General features: G+C 32.7%; 18 protein-coding genes. 9 read left to right on the top strand and 9 right to left on the bottom strand.

From position 1 onward, the window contains the following. Positions 1-133 precede the first annotated feature (133 nt). Positions 134-619 (top strand): hypothetical protein, encoded by a 486-nt coding sequence (locus tag ACRBBL_RS24865; RefSeq protein WP_431371805.1) that lies wholly within the window; start codon positions 134-136, stop codon positions 617-619. Positions 620-699: 80 nt separating this feature from the next. On the opposite strand, the gene ACRBBL_RS24860 is transcribed toward ACRBBL_RS24865, so the two are convergent. The 4 genes from ACRBBL_RS24860 to ACRBBL_RS24845 all read right to left on the bottom strand — a co-directional run bounded on the left by ACRBBL_RS24860 (position 700) and on the right by ACRBBL_RS24845 (position 2,659). Next, positions 700-1,113 (bottom strand): DUF5606 family protein, encoded by a 414-nt coding sequence (locus ACRBBL_RS24860; protein ID WP_431371804.1) that lies wholly within the window; start codon positions 1,111-1,113, stop codon positions 700-702. Positions 1,114-1,247: 134 nt separating this feature from the next. After that, the gene (gene def, locus ACRBBL_RS24855; protein ID WP_431371803.1) at positions 1,248-1,838 is read right to left on the bottom strand and encodes a peptide deformylase; all 591 of its coding nucleotides are present in this window, start codon (positions 1,836-1,838) and stop codon (positions 1,248-1,250) included. Positions 1,839-1,845: 7 nt separating this feature from the next. Beyond that, on the bottom strand, positions 1,846-2,253 hold the full coding sequence (gene ruvX, locus ACRBBL_RS24850; RefSeq protein ID WP_431371802.1) for a Holliday junction resolvase RuvX: 408 nt from the start codon (positions 2,251-2,253) through the stop codon (positions 1,846-1,848). A 202-nt stretch (positions 2,254-2,455) separates the two neighbouring features. Beyond that, entirely contained in the window at positions 2,456-2,659 is a 204-nt protein-coding gene (locus tag ACRBBL_RS24845) for a hypothetical protein (RefSeq protein ID WP_431371801.1), read from the bottom strand. 245 nt (positions 2,660-2,904) lie between these two features. Between ACRBBL_RS24845 and ACRBBL_RS24840 the strand changes: the two genes are divergently transcribed. The 3 genes from ACRBBL_RS24840 (at position 2,905) to ACRBBL_RS24830 (ending at position 5,504) form a co-directional block, all read left to right on the top strand. Then, the gene (locus tag ACRBBL_RS24840; RefSeq protein ID WP_431371800.1) at positions 2,905-4,077 is read left to right on the top strand and encodes an acyltransferase family protein; all 1,173 of its coding nucleotides are present in this window, start codon (positions 2,905-2,907) and stop codon (positions 4,075-4,077) included. Positions 4,078-4,151: 74 nt separating this feature from the next. Beyond that, positions 4,152-4,673, top strand: coding sequence for a TetR/AcrR family transcriptional regulator (locus tag ACRBBL_RS24835; protein ID WP_431371799.1), 522 nt, complete (start codon positions 4,152-4,154; stop codon positions 4,671-4,673). 51 nt (positions 4,674-4,724) lie between these two features. Further along, a complete protein-coding gene (locus ACRBBL_RS24830; RefSeq protein ID WP_431371798.1) occupies positions 4,725-5,504 on the top strand; it encodes an SDR family NAD(P)-dependent oxidoreductase in 780 nt (259 codons plus the stop codon). 132 nt (positions 5,505-5,636) lie between these two features. Here the strand turns inward: ACRBBL_RS24830 and ACRBBL_RS24825 are convergent, their stop codons facing one another. Beyond that, entirely contained in the window at positions 5,637-5,837 is a 201-nt protein-coding gene (locus ACRBBL_RS24825) for a hypothetical protein (RefSeq protein ID WP_431371797.1), read from the bottom strand. Between the two features lie 418 nt (positions 5,838-6,255). Here ACRBBL_RS24825 and ACRBBL_RS24820 point away from each other — a divergent pair, with 418 nt between their 5' ends. Next, positions 6,256-7,071: a 2,3,4,5-tetrahydropyridine-2,6-dicarboxylate N-succinyltransferase gene (locus ACRBBL_RS24820; protein ID WP_431371796.1), complete on the top strand. Its 816-nt coding sequence runs from the start codon at positions 6,256-6,258 to the stop codon at positions 7,069-7,071. Between the two features lie 482 nt (positions 7,072-7,553). Here ACRBBL_RS24820 and ACRBBL_RS24815 read toward each other — a convergent pair whose 3' ends face one another. Further along, entirely contained in the window at positions 7,554-8,312 is a 759-nt protein-coding gene (locus ACRBBL_RS24815; RefSeq protein WP_431371795.1) for a lipopolysaccharide kinase InaA family protein, read from the bottom strand. Positions 8,313-8,548: 236 nt separating this feature from the next. On the opposite strand from ACRBBL_RS24815, the gene ACRBBL_RS24810 reads away from it, so the two are divergent. Then, positions 8,549-9,613, top strand: a complete 1,065-nt coding sequence (locus ACRBBL_RS24810; protein ID WP_431371794.1) for a glycosyltransferase family 9 protein — start codon at positions 8,549-8,551, stop codon at positions 9,611-9,613. 1 nt (position 9,614) lies between these two features. Beyond that, positions 9,615-10,184 carry a class I SAM-dependent methyltransferase gene (locus ACRBBL_RS24805; RefSeq protein WP_431371793.1) on the top strand — a complete coding sequence of 190 codons (570 nt, stop codon included), beginning with the start codon at positions 9,615-9,617 and terminating at the stop codon, positions 10,182-10,184. Positions 10,185-10,443: 259 nt separating this feature from the next. Here the strand turns inward: ACRBBL_RS24805 and ACRBBL_RS24800 are convergent, their stop codons facing one another. Further along, complete coding sequence (locus tag ACRBBL_RS24800) at positions 10,444-11,265, bottom strand: glycosyltransferase family 2 protein (protein WP_431371792.1); 822 nt, start codon at positions 11,263-11,265, stop codon at positions 10,444-10,446. Positions 11,266-11,290: 25 nt separating this feature from the next. Here ACRBBL_RS24800 and ACRBBL_RS24795 point away from each other — a divergent pair, with 25 nt between their 5' ends. Continuing rightward, entirely contained in the window at positions 11,291-12,067 is a 777-nt protein-coding gene (locus ACRBBL_RS24795; protein ID WP_431371791.1) for a glycosyltransferase family 2 protein, read from the top strand. Positions 12,068-12,410: 343 nt separating this feature from the next. Here ACRBBL_RS24795 and ACRBBL_RS24790 read toward each other — a convergent pair whose 3' ends face one another. Then, on the bottom strand, positions 12,411-13,133 hold the full coding sequence (locus ACRBBL_RS24790; protein WP_431371790.1) for a polysaccharide deacetylase family protein: 723 nt from the start codon (positions 13,131-13,133) through the stop codon (positions 12,411-12,413). Positions 13,134-13,233: 100 nt separating this feature from the next. Further along, on the bottom strand, positions 13,234-14,343 hold the full coding sequence (locus ACRBBL_RS24785) for a linear amide C-N hydrolase (RefSeq protein ID WP_431371789.1): 1,110 nt from the start codon (positions 14,341-14,343) through the stop codon (positions 13,234-13,236). A 256-nt stretch (positions 14,344-14,599) separates the two neighbouring features. On the opposite strand from ACRBBL_RS24785, the gene ACRBBL_RS24780 reads away from it, so the two are divergent. After that, the gene (locus tag ACRBBL_RS24780) at positions 14,600-15,355 is read left to right on the top strand and encodes a glycosyltransferase family 2 protein (RefSeq protein WP_431371788.1); all 756 of its coding nucleotides are present in this window, start codon (positions 14,600-14,602) and stop codon (positions 15,353-15,355) included. The last annotated feature ends 30 nt before the right edge of the window (positions 15,356-15,385 follow it).

Genomic DNA, 15,385 nt, shown 5'->3' with positions numbered 1-15,385 from the left:
TGTCGAAGTATTCACATTGAGCGGAGTCGAAATGTGGCACGCTTTATGCCTACCCAATAACATATAAATTACGGATTTGCAATATTGCTAAAAAACTATTCCGTATTTTTGAACTATTAAACTTAATATAACAATGAAAAAAACACTAATCGCACTATGTATGCTTTTTGTAGCATTTAATGTGCAAGCACAAGAACCAGATGCTGCGGAAGAGCAAGCAATAGCAATGGAATTGGCAGCTATTGATTTAGAGATGAAAGTTGACACAGAACTTTTTCAGAAAATGTCTACAAACATGTATGTATCTCAAAGTCCAAAAGCTATGGTTATGGGTATGATTGTACCTGAAACTTATGAGAATGCCATAACTAAACTTGAAGGTAACTTACCTCCAGGATTTAAAGTTACGAATAAAGGAGAAAAAATGATGAATGGTGTAAACACCATGTCTTTAGAAGGAACAATTGAAAGCCCAGAAGGCGTTATTAATTGCATTATGTATTATACAAAACGTGATGCAGATACCTGTACTGTGTTTATGGGAATGTCTGAAGTTGGAGTTGACAAAAAATACACAGATGCTATAACAGCAGCAGCAAACTCTATAATAAAGAAGTAATAATTTACTTTTTTATACTAAACAAAAAATCCAGCAATTTGCTGGATTTTTTTATTGACTAAACTTAGTAATTTTATATGCTATTCTTCTTCAGAAGAAGCTTCTACAGTGAAATCTGTCATTCCTTTAGAATGCAATAAATTGTACCACTGAATTACCTTTTTAATATCACTTGGATATACACGATCTTCATCGTAATCTGGTAAAACTTCCGAGAAGTAATTTGTTAATACAGCTTTTGATTCTTTATGATTTATCGAAGTCGCTGCTCCATTTTCTTTTTCTTTTACTTTTTCTAAAACAGCTCCTAATGGTACTTCTTCTGAGTACGTGTAGATTGCAATTTCAGATAGTAAACTTACGTTATGACGCAGACTTACTGATATTTTTTTTCCATCAGATAAAGATTCTGCCACAAAACCATTGCGTGTTTGTGTTTTCAATTCGTAAAGTCCTGGCTTTCCAGAAATAGCTAATATTTTTTCTAAACTCATAGTATATTTTTTCTACGTAAGGATGGCAAATATACAGATTGTACATATTCCATCATTTTTTTTAACGTTATTTTTAGTAAAACTTGATTTTGAGAAATCTAATCAGACCTAATCAAAATTGTAGATTGAATTAATTAACGCATTTTCTTTGCATCAGGGAAACGCATTTTGTAATCTACTTTAATACGTCCGCGTGAAATATTTGTCAATCTTCCTTTTAATAAACGTCTTTTTAATGCAGATAGTTTATCGGTAAACAAAATTCCTTCAATATGATCGTATTCGTGCTGAATAACTCTTGCAGCCAAACCATCAAATTCCTCTACATGCTTCTCAAAATTTTCATCTACATATTCAATCTTGATACTTTCCGGACGAAATACATCTTCACGAATATCAGGAATACTTAAACAACCTTCATTAAAAACCCAAGGTTCTCCATCGCGCTCAATGATTTTTGCGTTGATGAACACCTTTTTCATTCCTTCAAGTTGTTTTCTTTGATCCGCATCTAACTCTTCATCTTCGGCAAATCCAGTAGCATCTACCATAAACAAACGAATTGGCAAACCTATTTGCGGTGCTGCCAATCCAACACCATAAGCGTTGTACATTGTTTCAAACATGTTTTCAAGCAGCGTATCTAAATTTGGATATTCTGGTGTAATATCTGTGGCTACTTTTCGTAAAATTGGATCGCCAAAAGCGACAATTGGTAATATCATATTCGTATTATTTGTATAGATAAGATTGCAAAATAATTGTTGCGCTTATTTCATCTATTAAACTTTTATTTTGACGTTGTTTCTTTTTCAATCCGCTATCAATCATGGTTTGAAATGCCATTTTTGAAGTAAAACGCTCGTCAACACGTTTTATTGGGATTGTTGGAATTGCTTTGGTTAGCAAACGAATAAACTCTTTAATTAGCACTTCACTTTCTGAAGCTTCATTGTTCATTTGTTTCGGTTCTCCTACCAAAAATAATTCCACATTTTCTTTTGTCACATATTCTTTTAAAAAATTGATTAAATCATGCGTACGAACAGTCGTCAAACCAGAAGCAATTAGTTGCATCTCGTCGGTAACGGCAATTCCCGTTCGTTTCTTCCCATAATCAATCGCTAGAATACGCGCCATGTAAATTTTTGGCAAAAATAAGCTTTATATTTTAATGTGTATAAAAATTGGGAGAATTATTGCTGTAAGGATAGAAAACTGAATTGTAAAGCATGAAAAAATTGAAAGAATTGGCACGTCAAATAGATAATCTTTAAAAACTGCTATTAAAAAGTTGCAACTTTAATACAAATTACAGCTTTTTAATAGCAGTTTTCTTTGGCTACATTTCAACACAAAGTTGATCATCAGCAAGTGAAATTATAATATCACAAACGTCACCTTGAGTACAAGTTACTGTTGGGCAAAACCAGCAGGATAAACAAGTTAGTACAGTAGGTCCTGTTCCGCCTTTTAAACCACCACTATCTAAGTTAGAAATTGACTGTTTCTTTAGATTTAAATTTTTAAGACTCTTTTTTTTCATGACTAATAGTTTTAAGTTACTTCTAAAGTATAAATTAACAGGCATGCAAATAAGACAATAACACTTTCATTCATGTCATCATTTACTATAAAACATTATATACCAACTTATTAAACCACTTGAATTAAATACATTTTGAATATTTCAAAAATTTCTAACCTAAACTAACAAGCTCTTTCCCTATTTTTCGTGATTTTTGCAAATAACAAATGTTCTGCACATTTATAAAACATTAAAAAGCTTCTTTGAAAACACAACGCATACATTCACTCGATTCTTTACGTGCCATCATGATGATGCTTGGTTTAGTACTGCATTCTGCATTGACCTATAATGTGACAAATCATGGAAACGTGTGGACTATAAAAGATACTGAATCCACAAACATTGCCACAGACTTTTTAGTATTATTGATTCATTCGTTTCGCATGCCCATCTTTTTTCTAATTGCAGGATTTTTTGGAGCAATGCTATTCTATGAACGAAAACCGTGGCAAATGGTTAAAAATAGAACCGCAAGAATTGTATTTCCGTTTATAGTGTTTCTATGCATTCTTGGTCCTATTTTGTCATTCTCTTTTAATTATGCTAGTGATACGTTAAACGGACAAGAAAATGCATTGACCAATGCAATACAGCCTTTTTCTCAACTCAACTTTTACATTCCAAAAAGCACTTCGCATTTGTGGTTTTTATATTATCTAATTTATAGTACAGCATTTGCTGTTATACTAGCTTTGTTATTGAAAAAAGTACCCAAATTGACTTCACAAATCAAGACAATTGGTAGTTGGGTTTTTCAAAAACCATTTGTGCGTGTTCTTTTCTTTTCAGGAATTACCTTTTTGCTATTGACAATTTTAAAAACACCTATGGTTGCGCCTTCTACTTCGCTTACGCCAGATTTGTATACGTTTATATATTTTACTTTTTTCTATCTCGTCGGATGGATTTTATATACTTCAAAACAACACTTGGCAACATTAATGAAGTACGATTGGTTGTTTACAATTTTAGCAATTGTACTAGTAATGAGTCAGGGAGCTATTATTCAATATGCTGATCTCGGCTTGAAACCAAACAGCAATTCGTTTCTCCTAATTACATTTAGTTCACTCATTGTTTGGTTATTTATTTTCGGAATTACTGGACTTTTTATTCGCTACGGAAGTCATCACTCCAAACGAATGCGTTACATATCAGACGCTTCCTATTGGGTATATTTAATTCATTTACCACTCACAGCTTTATTTCCTATTCTTCTATGGAAGATCCCTATTGGCGGTATTCCAAAGTTTTTACTTGTTACAACTGCAACTGCACTAGTTTGCTTTGTCACGTATCATTACTGTGTTCGCAATACATTTATCGGTAAGTTTTTAAATGGCAGAAAATACCCTAGAAACAATCATTCTTAAAAATATATCTTTCTAAAACTTGTTGATTAAAAAATTAAGTTTACTTTTGTGAGTGATTGCTCACTATTAATTAAATGACTGATAAACAAGAGAAAATACTGCAAGCCGCTTTGGAATTATTTTCCAATGAAGGATACAACGCAACTTCTACAAGTAAAATTGGGAAGAAAGCTGGTGTTTCTGAAGGTTTAATATTCAGGCATTTTACCAATAAACAAGGATTACTAGATGCAATTATAAAAGATGCGGAGTCACGAATTGGAGAAATCATCATGCCAATTATAGGAGAAACTGATCCAAAAACTGTGCTGAGAAAAACGATTGAGCTTCCCTTTAATGTAAAAGAAAGCGAATTTAACTTTTGGCGTTTACAGTTTAAACTGAAATGGGAAGTTGCCTATAACAATCCGCAAAAAATGCAACCCTTAATAGATAAACTCTCTTGGGCTTTTACTATTTTACAATATGAAAATCCAAACTTAGAAGCAATTTTACTCAATCAAATTATAGAAAGTATCTCTTCAGAAATTCTAAAAGGAAATTTAAAACAACAGGAAGATTATAAATCATTTTTATTACTCAAATACAAACTCTAAAAAAATTTAATCATAAAAAAAGTAAGTACTCACTAATTTAATTAAGAAACAATGAAAAAAATAGCTTTAATCACAGGTGCAAGTACCGGAATAGGAAAAGAATTAGCAAAGATTCATGCAGAAAAAGGTGGCGATTTGGTTATTGTAGCTAGAAGTGAAGACAAATTGAAAGCGCTACAAACGGAACTCGAAACAACACATAAAGTCAATGTTACGGTTATTGCAAAAGATTTAATGGATCCAACAGCAACACAAGAAATTTATGACGAAATAAAAACTGCTAATATTAAGATTGATTACCTTATAAACAATGCAGGTTTTGGAGGTTTGGGACGTTTTGACCAACAAGATCTTCAAACTAGTTTACACATGATTCAATTGAATATTAGTGCATTGACTGCTTTATCACATCATTTTTTACAAGATTTTATAGCACGCAATGAAGGCAAAATTCTAAATGTATCATCAACAGCTAGTTTTATGCCCGGTCCGTTGCAAGCTGTATATTTTGCTACAAAAGCCTATGTTACATTTTTCAGCAACGCAATTGCAGAAGAATTACACAATACTAATATCACAGTGACAAACCTAATGCCTGGCGCAACAGCTACTGAGTTTGCTTCCACTTCTGGAATGGACAAAACAGCAATGTTTGATAAAACTGTTAGTGCAAGAAGTGTAGCCGAAGATGGTTATAAAGCAATGTTGAAAGGTAGTTTGGACGTAATTTCTGGACTGACATTTTCTCAAAAGATTATGATGAAAATGATTCCGTTTATGCCAAAAAAAATGGTTTTAAAACGCATTAGAAAGATGCAAACCGCTTCATAACTTTTAATATAAGGAAAGCGTATGTAATTTGATATAAAAAAAGGCTATCTAAAAAGTTAAAAGCGTCATTCTGAATTTGATTCGGTTTGACGAAATTTTAACTTTTTAGACAGCCTCTTTTCTTTAAGTCTCCTAACGCATGTCTAAAGGATCCTCTGTTTTGATGATATCACATACAATTCCTTCCGTACAATCAATTGTTGGACAAGATAAGCAAGACCAACAACTAACTATAGTTATAGTTGGAAAAACTCCTCCATTCACTTCTTTTTTAGTTAAGTTTGAAATAGATCTCTTTTTTAATTCTAAATTTTTGATTTCTTTTTTTTTCATGATATTTAATTTTATGGTTAATTTACTGATTATCAATAATTTTTAAAATGCTTTAAATATTGATATTATAAATTTCCATAAACTAATACTGAGAGAACTGACATTATCACTGATATTTTTTTTGTGTGAAAAATCTGTTTTCAGGTTGAATTTAGTAGTGAATTTCCATAAAATGTATTGAATCTGTTAGATCTGTAAATTTTTATTAAAAATCCATTTTAAGACTTTATCTTTACGCTTTGAAACTGTGCGAAGGATAGCAACGACATCCTTTTTGGTACATTGAGCATTATTAAAATCAAAATGTTTTTTGATTGTAAATACCTAGCGTAGCTATCGAAATGAACCAAAAAGATATAGTGGATAGCCTGTTAACGCACCCAAAAAATTATACAAAAGCTACAAAATTTATAAAAATATGATCGCATTAAAAGAAGCTATTGAAAGTGCTTGGGACAACCGAGAATTGTTGAAGAACGAAGATACACAAGCGGTAATTCGTAAGGTAATTGACTTGTTAGATGTTGGAGAATTGCGTGTTGCCGAACCAACTTCAAACGGTTGGCAAGTGAACGAATGGGTAAAGAAAGCGGTAGTTTTATATTTCCCAATTCAGAAAATGGAAACTTTGGAAGCTGGAATTTTTGAATTTCACGATAAAATTCCATTGAAACGCGGTTATAAGGAAAAAGGAATTCGCGTAGTTCCACATGCTATTGCACGTCATGGAGCGTATGTTTCTAGAGGTGTAATTATGATGCCAAGTTATGTAAATATTGGCGCATATGTAGATGCTGGAACGATGGTTGATACGTGGGCAACAGTAGGAAGTTGTGCGCAAATTGGTAAAAATGTACACTTGTCTGGCGGAGTTGGAATTGGTGGTGTTTTAGAACCATTGCAAGCTGCTCCTGTTATTATTGAAGATAATGCGTTTATAGGATCGAGATGTATTGTTGTAGAAGGTGTTCGTGTAGAAACGGAAGCTGTTTTAGGTGCGAATGTTGTATTGACTGCTTCTACAAAGATTATTGATATTACAGGTGATGAACCTATAGAAATGAAAGGAAGAGTTCCTGCACGATCGGTTGTGATTCCTGGAAGTTATACTAAAAAATTCCCTGCGGGCGACTATCAAGTTCCGTGTGCTTTGATTATTGGAAAACGTAAAGAAAGTACAAATAAGAAGACTTCTTTAAATGATGCTTTGCGTGAGCATGATGTAGCTGTTTAATCTAGACTTGCTTTGCTCTTAGACTTGTTCCCGCGAAAACGGGAATCTCTTAGACGCGCTTATGCTTTTAGATTGGCTGCGCTTCTTAGATTATTAGATACACTTTGCTTGTTAGACTTGTTAGATGAAAGTATACTGAGCGAAGTCGAAGTATAATTGGCGGACTGAAATTTCAGTTCGCTTTTTTATTTGGGTGTTTTAGAAACGTTATTACGAGGAAGCATGACGAAGTATTTGTATTGAGTTCAATAGAAATGATCTGTTTTTAAAGAAGCAGATTGCCACAAGTTTTTTTTAAACTTTCGCAATGACGTTTCATAGTACTTCTCGATACAAATTTGCTTTGCAAATTCACTCGAAGTGACGTTTTGAGTAGTTTAAGATGATAAGCGAAGCGTTCCTAAAGCGTAAGCGAGTCTAAAAGGCGCAGCCGATCTAAAAGCGTTAGCGAATCCAACAGCAAAGCGAGTCTAAAAAAAGCCTTAGCTTTTTTTCAAGTACTTCTTCTTCAAATATTTTTTACGATTGATTTTTCGTTTGAAGGCTTGACTGTGTTTGAGCAACACATCTTGTACTTCGTGGAGTTCTTTATTAGCGAGTTCTGCATAGCGTTCACTTATGATATGAATCATTAATTTAGACAACCACAAACGTTTTAGATTTTCCATACGCTTATCTAAATTCATCGATTCAAACTTCATTCTATTTAAATCAATTAGATAAAAATCATACTGTTTATCTCGTTTTACAATCAATGTGTTTCCAGGAGAATGATCTAAAAAGTTTACATTATTTTCATGCAGTTGAAAGCAAAATTCAGCAAACTGTTCTAAGATAAATCTACGGTTTTCAAACAACGGATCATGAATCAAAGCACGGAAATCAAAATCATAGTCAATATGTGCGCTTATATAATAACTTTCTTTCAAGCCAAAAGCAGACTGATTTTCTACATACGCAATTGGGAAAGGCGTTTTTATAGCATTTAACAATAGCTTTTCTGCATATTCAAACGAGCGTTTTGCTTTAGAAGGTCTAATGAATTTGTACACAAAACTGTTGAATGTTTTTGGTACACGAAACGATTTAATATTGATCTTTTCTCCGTTCAAATCGAAAGACTTGATCACGTTTCGTTCACCTTTAGTAACATATTCACCTTGTGTTTCAAAATCATTAATAAAAGCCAAAATAGCTTCCTTCTTGTCTTGATACGTTGGATGTATATGTACAACTTGCATAGTTCGAGGATATTTTTCAAAGATAGCTCAAATGAGCAGAAATAAAATAATTTTTTAATTTTTAGAGAGAAAATTAATTTTTACAGCGAAAGCAAAGTGGTTCATCTAATTGAGTAGAAATAAAATAGTTTTTATTTTTTTTAGCCTTAAAACATTAAATACATGAAGTGAAATTTTAATAACAGCCGAAAAAATAATATTTTGCACACATAGCCTGTTTTCACGAATTACACTACATGAAGAAAATATTAATTATACAGAACAAACGTATTGGAGATGTCTTGATAAGTTCTGTTATTGCCAATAATATTAAGAAAATATTCCCCGAAAGTCGTGTTGATTTTATGGCGTATGACTTTACGAATGGCGTTATTGAAAATAATCCGAATATTGACACTATTATTCCTATCAATGAAAAGGAGTTAAAAAAGATTCCGAATTTATTGAAGATGATTCGCAAGATTCGAAAAGAGAGATATGATATTATTTTTGATCCGTATTCAAAATTGCAAAGTCGTTTGATTTGTTATTTTTCTAAAGCGGAATATCGTATTGGAAATAAACGAAAACATAAAAAATTACCACTTCGCTTCTACTCGCACCCGATTAATTTGTTGGATGAAAAAACACAGATTTGTGGAAAAGCTATTGAGGACAGAATCAATTTGATTACAAGTGTTTTTCCATTAGAGAATCCAGATTTTGAACCAAAAATTACTTTAGAAGAAAGCGAAAAAGTATATCCGAAATTAGATCAATATAAAGATCCTGTGTTAATGTTGGGTATTTTAGGAAGTACGCCACAGAAGTCAATGCCGTATGAATATATTGCTGAGATTGTGGATTATATTACTTCAAAACATAAAGTTCATGTTTTGTTTAACTACGCGCCACATCAAAAAGCTGAAGCCGATAAAATTTATGCACTTTGTAAAAATAAGGAAAGTATCATTTTAGATATTTACGAAGATAGTATTCGTGGTTTTGTGCGACTGATGTATGCATGTGATTTGATGGTTGCTAATGAAGGCGGAATTGTACATATTGCAAAAGCCTTAAACAAACCGACTTTTACTATATTTTCACCGTATGTAAACAAAGATCACTGGGCAAGTTTTGAAGATGGAAAACAACACGAATCCATTCACTTATTAGAGGAGAAACCCGATTTATTTGATACGTTTACGTTTGAAGAACGCAAAAAAATTGAGGAAAATCCGCATGATTTATACAAACAATTAACGCCAGAAATGATTATTCCGAAGTTGGAGAAATTTTTAGCATTACACATAAAAAAATAGCATGAATTTAATAGATAAATTTCATAATTGGCGTCGAAAAAATCGTTGGAATAAACAATACCGCAAAGGTCGTTGGGACAATTTGCGCAATCCGATTGAAGCAGAACGCTACCAAACAATTATCAATTTTATCAAATCTTATGGAACATCGCTACCTAGTATTCTCGATTTAGGTGCTGGTGAAGGTGTTTTAAACGAGTATATAGATCCAGAAATTTTTAGTCATTTCTTAGGAATGGATTTTTCGGATGTTTCTATTCAGAAAGCAAAAGCTAAAAACTTTCCAAAAGCAGAATTTGTTACTGCAGATATTCACAGCTATACACCGAATCAGAAGTTTGATGTTATTATTTTTAATGAAGCTTTTTATTATGTACACGAATCTGAGAAGCAACATGTTTTAGACAGAATGCTAGCGCATTTAAACGACAACGGAATTTTAATCGTGTCTATTTACCGAGAAGGAGTTGGTTGTTGGGAATACTTTGACAAGTTAGAAAAACTAGATTTTACTATTGTAAAAACCAATCAAGAGAAAACGTATTGGAAGGTTGGAGTTTATAAAGTTTAATTGTTTGTTGTTTGTTGTTTGTTGTTTGTTGTTTGAAACTATATTTTTTCAATTAACAAAACGTCATTTCGAGTGGCGAATCTACGATTCGTTGTATCGAGAAATACTTTGAAATCAAATTCAACCTTTTTCTAATCCATTTGAAACGTTTTATTACTAAGAAACAGATTGCCACGCGTTTTTCTAAAACGCTCGCAAAGACGTATCAAAAAAGTCTAAAATACTAAGAGCGAAAGCGATCTAACAGGCAAAGCCGATACTACTTCTTCTCTATTCCAAAGTCAGTCCACTTTTTGTTTTCGTCTTTCGTAGTTTTACGAATGGCTAAGTTTTTATTGATTGATTCTTGGTTTTTGTAACCTCTTGGGTGATCTAAATGTACGCAAACAGCACTGTATCGAATTTGTTTACTCTTTAATCCGTAGTTGAATAAACGTTCGCCCAATTCACGGTCTTGTCCGCCATATTGCATGCGTTCGTCAAATCCGTTGATGGCAACAATGTCTTTTTTCCATCCAGAAGCATTGTGTCCATTCCAGCTTGCATTTGTTGGCGTAATTGCATTTAAAAAGCGTGATTTTAAGCCTGCAGAAGTTAGTTTATTGTTTTTAAACGATGCTTTTAAGCCGTGTTTTTTCAACCATGCAACATCAAAACAATTGCCCTCATATATATCTTCTTTTGTAATGAGTTCCGAAATATTCATTGGTAGCATAAAGTATCCTCCCGAAAGGAAAAAACCTTCTTCACGCTGCTTTACATGATGTTCTACAAAATCGGCTCGCGGAATACAATCTCCGTCAGACATAATAATATACGGCGTACTACATTTTACAATGGCTTTGTTGAGAATTTGCGATTTCTGAAAACCATTGTCCTCATGCCAAACATGCACAATAGGATAAAAGACTTCTTTGCTGATTTCTTCAATCAAATCGATTGTTTCTTGTTTGGAGCCATCGTCAGCAATAACGATTTCAAACAAGCGATAAGTTTGGTTGTTGTATCCGTGTAAAACTTTCGCCAACCACTCAGGAGAGTTGTACGTACTTATAATTATGGAAGTGTCTATTGTTGTCATACAGACTGTAAAGATAAAGTTTTTAATGAAAAAATTATATGTACTTTTGTGCTTTAAATTTATCATGCCAACACTATCTGTCATTATTCCTACGTATAACGAAGCTTTGTATTTGAAAGATGCATTGTATTCGGTGCAATTTGCTGATGAAATTATTGTGATAGATTCACTCAGTACAGACGAAACTGTTGCGATTGCCGAAGCACATAATTGCAAAGTAATTTCAAGAAAGTTTGATAATTTTTCCAATCAGAAGAATCATGCATTGCAATTTGCTACCTGCGATTGGGTATTGTTTTTAGATGGCGATGAACGCATTACACATCAACTTCAAAAAGAAATCATTGCCGCAATGAATTCTGGAAAACATACAGCGTACAAGTTGAATTTTCCGCACTTTTATATGAATCGATTTTTATATTTTCATAATAATGATGTCACGCGATTGGTGATTCGTGAAAAGTGTCATTTTGAAGGAAATGTACATGAAAAATTGATTGTTGATGGTTCGGTTGGAAAATTAAAAAACAAAGTACTGCATTACACGTACAAAGGTTTGATGCATTATATCAGTAAGAAAGATAGTTACGCGTGGTTTCAGGCAGAACGCATGTTAGAAAAAGGCAAAAAAGCGACCTATTTTCATTTGGCTTTTAAACCAATGTATCGTTTTTTCCATGAATATATTGTGAAACGTGGTTTTATGGATGGCGTTCCTGGTTTGGCTGTAGCGGGCATTAATGCGTACGGCGTTTTTTCACGATATGTAAAATTAATGTTACTTCAGAAAGGAATTCGATAAAAGGAAAGAAAAAAAATTTCTTGCTATTCGTCTACAAAAGCCCTTTCATTTATCTAAAAACTCAACACAGATTAACAATAAATCGTACTTTTAATATAGTGTATTTTTCTAAGGTACATTACCCTTTTTATTACTACCAAAAGAGTTCTTCCCTAAGAACTCTTTTGCCTGTAGAGTCGTAGTTAAATTTAATTTTAGAATAACTCTTAATTCTTGAATTTACAGAAAGGACAAAGTAAATTCAAACACTAGAACTGATGTAAGCATGAAATCCCGCTAAAAAGCGGGATTTTTTATTTTATGTTTTGCATGCATATTCCAGATTTCTCAAAGCTGAGTTTTACTAAAAGAAAAATGATTTTCCATGACGTAATTTGAACTTAAACTTTTTTAAAGAATCTTCGCCTTTAATGTCTAAACGTTGTACTTGATAGTTGTCTTTGAAAGGAAATTTATTGACTCTATTTCCAATACGCAAACCATACGCAACTTGGTGTTTTACTAGTAGATTAAAAAACATATTCTGTACTGGATTTTTCCTAGGGAATTTACCATACGGATACGCCAATACATTACTCACATTCAATTGGTTGTCAATTATAAACGCCTTGCTTTTTTCAAAATCTTCGTCAATCTCATCTTCTGAAAGCTCATCGTATTTTTTGTGTGCGAACGAATGCAATCCTAATTCAATCGTAGCTTCGTCCATGCTTTTAAGTTGCGCTACAGACATGAGTTTTTCGCTGTTCGTATTCCATTCATCAACACCATTAACATATTTAAAAGGAATATAGAAAGCTGCTTTTAAACCATACTTTTGCAATAATGGATATGCCAATTCTAGTTGATTTACATATACATCATCAAATGTAATAATGACTGCTTTTTTAGGAAAATCAGCTGAATCTTTTAGTTGTTGCAAATCGCTAAAATGCAAACTTGTGTATCCATTTTCTTTTAAGTAGCGAAATTGCGCTTCTAAGTTTTTTGTAGAAATCGTCAATCCATTACTTTCAGAAGCTTTTGTAGAGACTCCATGATACATTAAAATGGGTAAGTTTGGCATCTATTTTTTATTGAATTGTTGAAAGGTTCAATGATTGAAAAATTAATTCTCAACAAAACTACTAAACTTATTCAATTTACAACAACTAAAAATGTAGCAACTATGGTATTGGCAAAAAGGGAAACATTTTTTCTACTTTTAAATATGCGTTCATTTTCCCGCTCATATAATTATTATCGCAATCTTGAAAAACACCATCTTCATTCAGTTGAAGCTTAAATGCATATCTTTTTTTCTTTCCTTTATTTTTAGCTTTTAATTTATCAAAATTGACATCCAATAAATCAATCCATATTAAAAATGGACCATAGGCAGAGCGGAAAAAGTATTGCAATCTTGACTGATCTGCAAAAGAACTGTATTGCGTTCTGCTTAAATCGGCATCTTCAGAACTTGTCTGAGGCTGCGCTGCATTATTAATAACTGCTGACAATCCTGCCAATGCTAAATTTTGTTTTACATTCATAGGCAATTGTCTTGTAAAATAGGTTGCCCGTACAAACCTGCTTAAAGACAAATTGGAACCAGGCAATAATGCGGGTCCATCTTTATATACTTCATTGAGTGAATCCCAATAGACTAATGAACCAATTTGTGTATCAAATTTTGGATCGTTTGTCATCACTCGCATTTCATCTTGCGTGTAATGTTTTATTATGTGTGGATAATCGCAACTATTTATTCCGCTAGTATCAACATTTGTATAAATGTGCAAACGTTCATTTATATATTCAAAAACGGCTGAGTTTCCTTTTTTATCTCCAATTGACAAATGGCAAGTCGCCAATTTTGATGGATCATCTGGAATTGTTGTCGTTTGAATGTAAATGTTTTCCATAGCGTACACAGCATCTTTTACACTTTTACAAACATCAAGTATATACTGAGCCCAAATACTCATACTCATTGGATAAGAACCTTTTTTAGGTGGTCCATCTGGATATTTTGACGAAGACAACCATAATAGGTTCACGGCAAGTCCTTCAGAATTCAATCCGTCAGAGTTTGAAATTCCAAAATTAGAAACAATCACACTACTGTATTTTGATTTCCATTTAAATTCTTGTCCTCTTTCCGTTTTTGCCATTGCTCGTCTTCTAACTTCTGGAGGCATTACCCATAGTTCAGGTGTCGGATTTACTGCCCAATCCATATTACGACCTACATAACTCTGCTTTTCTTTTGGTGTGTAAATTACTCGTGTGCACATATTAATTTGGTTTAAATTTGAGGTTAATAATTACTTTTTCTTACGAAAACATAAGAAAATAACTCCAATTAAATTAATGAATTACACTTGCAAATAAATTTTAATGTTCTGATTACAACTAAAAATGTTCTGAACATCACCTATAATGATATGAGTTTATATACTGAATAAGTTTACAACTCTATATTCTATCTAAAATCATTACTTTTGTCGCTACTGTATAACTTTCAAAGTAAAAAAGTAGTTTCTGCTTTATATGAATACAAAAATTAGTGCTTTAGCGATTACTTATAATGAGGAAGACAATATTGAAAAATATATTGCCCAACTTTCTTTTGCAGACGAAATTATTATCGTCGATTCGTTTAGTACTGACAACACTGTAGCACTCGCAAAAAAGCATGATGTTACATTGATTCAACGAAAGTTTGATGATTTTTCATCTCAGAAAAACTTTGCAATCGATCAAGCTACGCACGATTGGATTTTGTTTTTTGATTTGGATGAAGAAATTCCGAAAGTCTTAGCAGATGAAATAGTTACTACTGTAAATTCTGAAAATCCGATGAAAGCTTATCATGTGAAACGTGATTTCCATTTTATGGGAAAACGAATGAAATACAGCGGTTTTCAAACTGATATTTCTGTGCGATTGTTCAACAAGAACTATTGTCGTTACAACGGGAAACCTGTCCATGAAACGATTGAAACTACTGAGAAGATTGGGAAACTTAAAAATGCCGTAGCGCATCAAACTTATAAGAGTTTTGATAATTACAATGAAAAATTGAGTCATTACAGTCGTTTGCAAGCAGAAGCATTGTACAAAAAAAATGTACGCCCAAACATGTATCATTTCTTCTTTCGCCCTTGGTATCGATTTGTACACCAATACTTTTTACGCTTAGGAATTTTGGATGGAAAAGAAGGATTTATTTTATGTTATATTCACGCGTTTTCAGTGTTTAAACGCTATTTGCAATTATGGACGATGTACCGAAAAATAGACTAATTTGAACAGATGAAACCGAAATTTTACAAA

Origin of the sequence: Kordia sp. (genome assembly GCF_050633145.1) — a bacterium.
Classification (GTDB): domain Bacteria; phylum Bacteroidota; class Bacteroidia; order Flavobacteriales; family Flavobacteriaceae; genus Kordia.
Note: the sequence above shows the minus strand (reverse complement) of the source record. Positions and strands in the feature narration are given on the sequence as shown.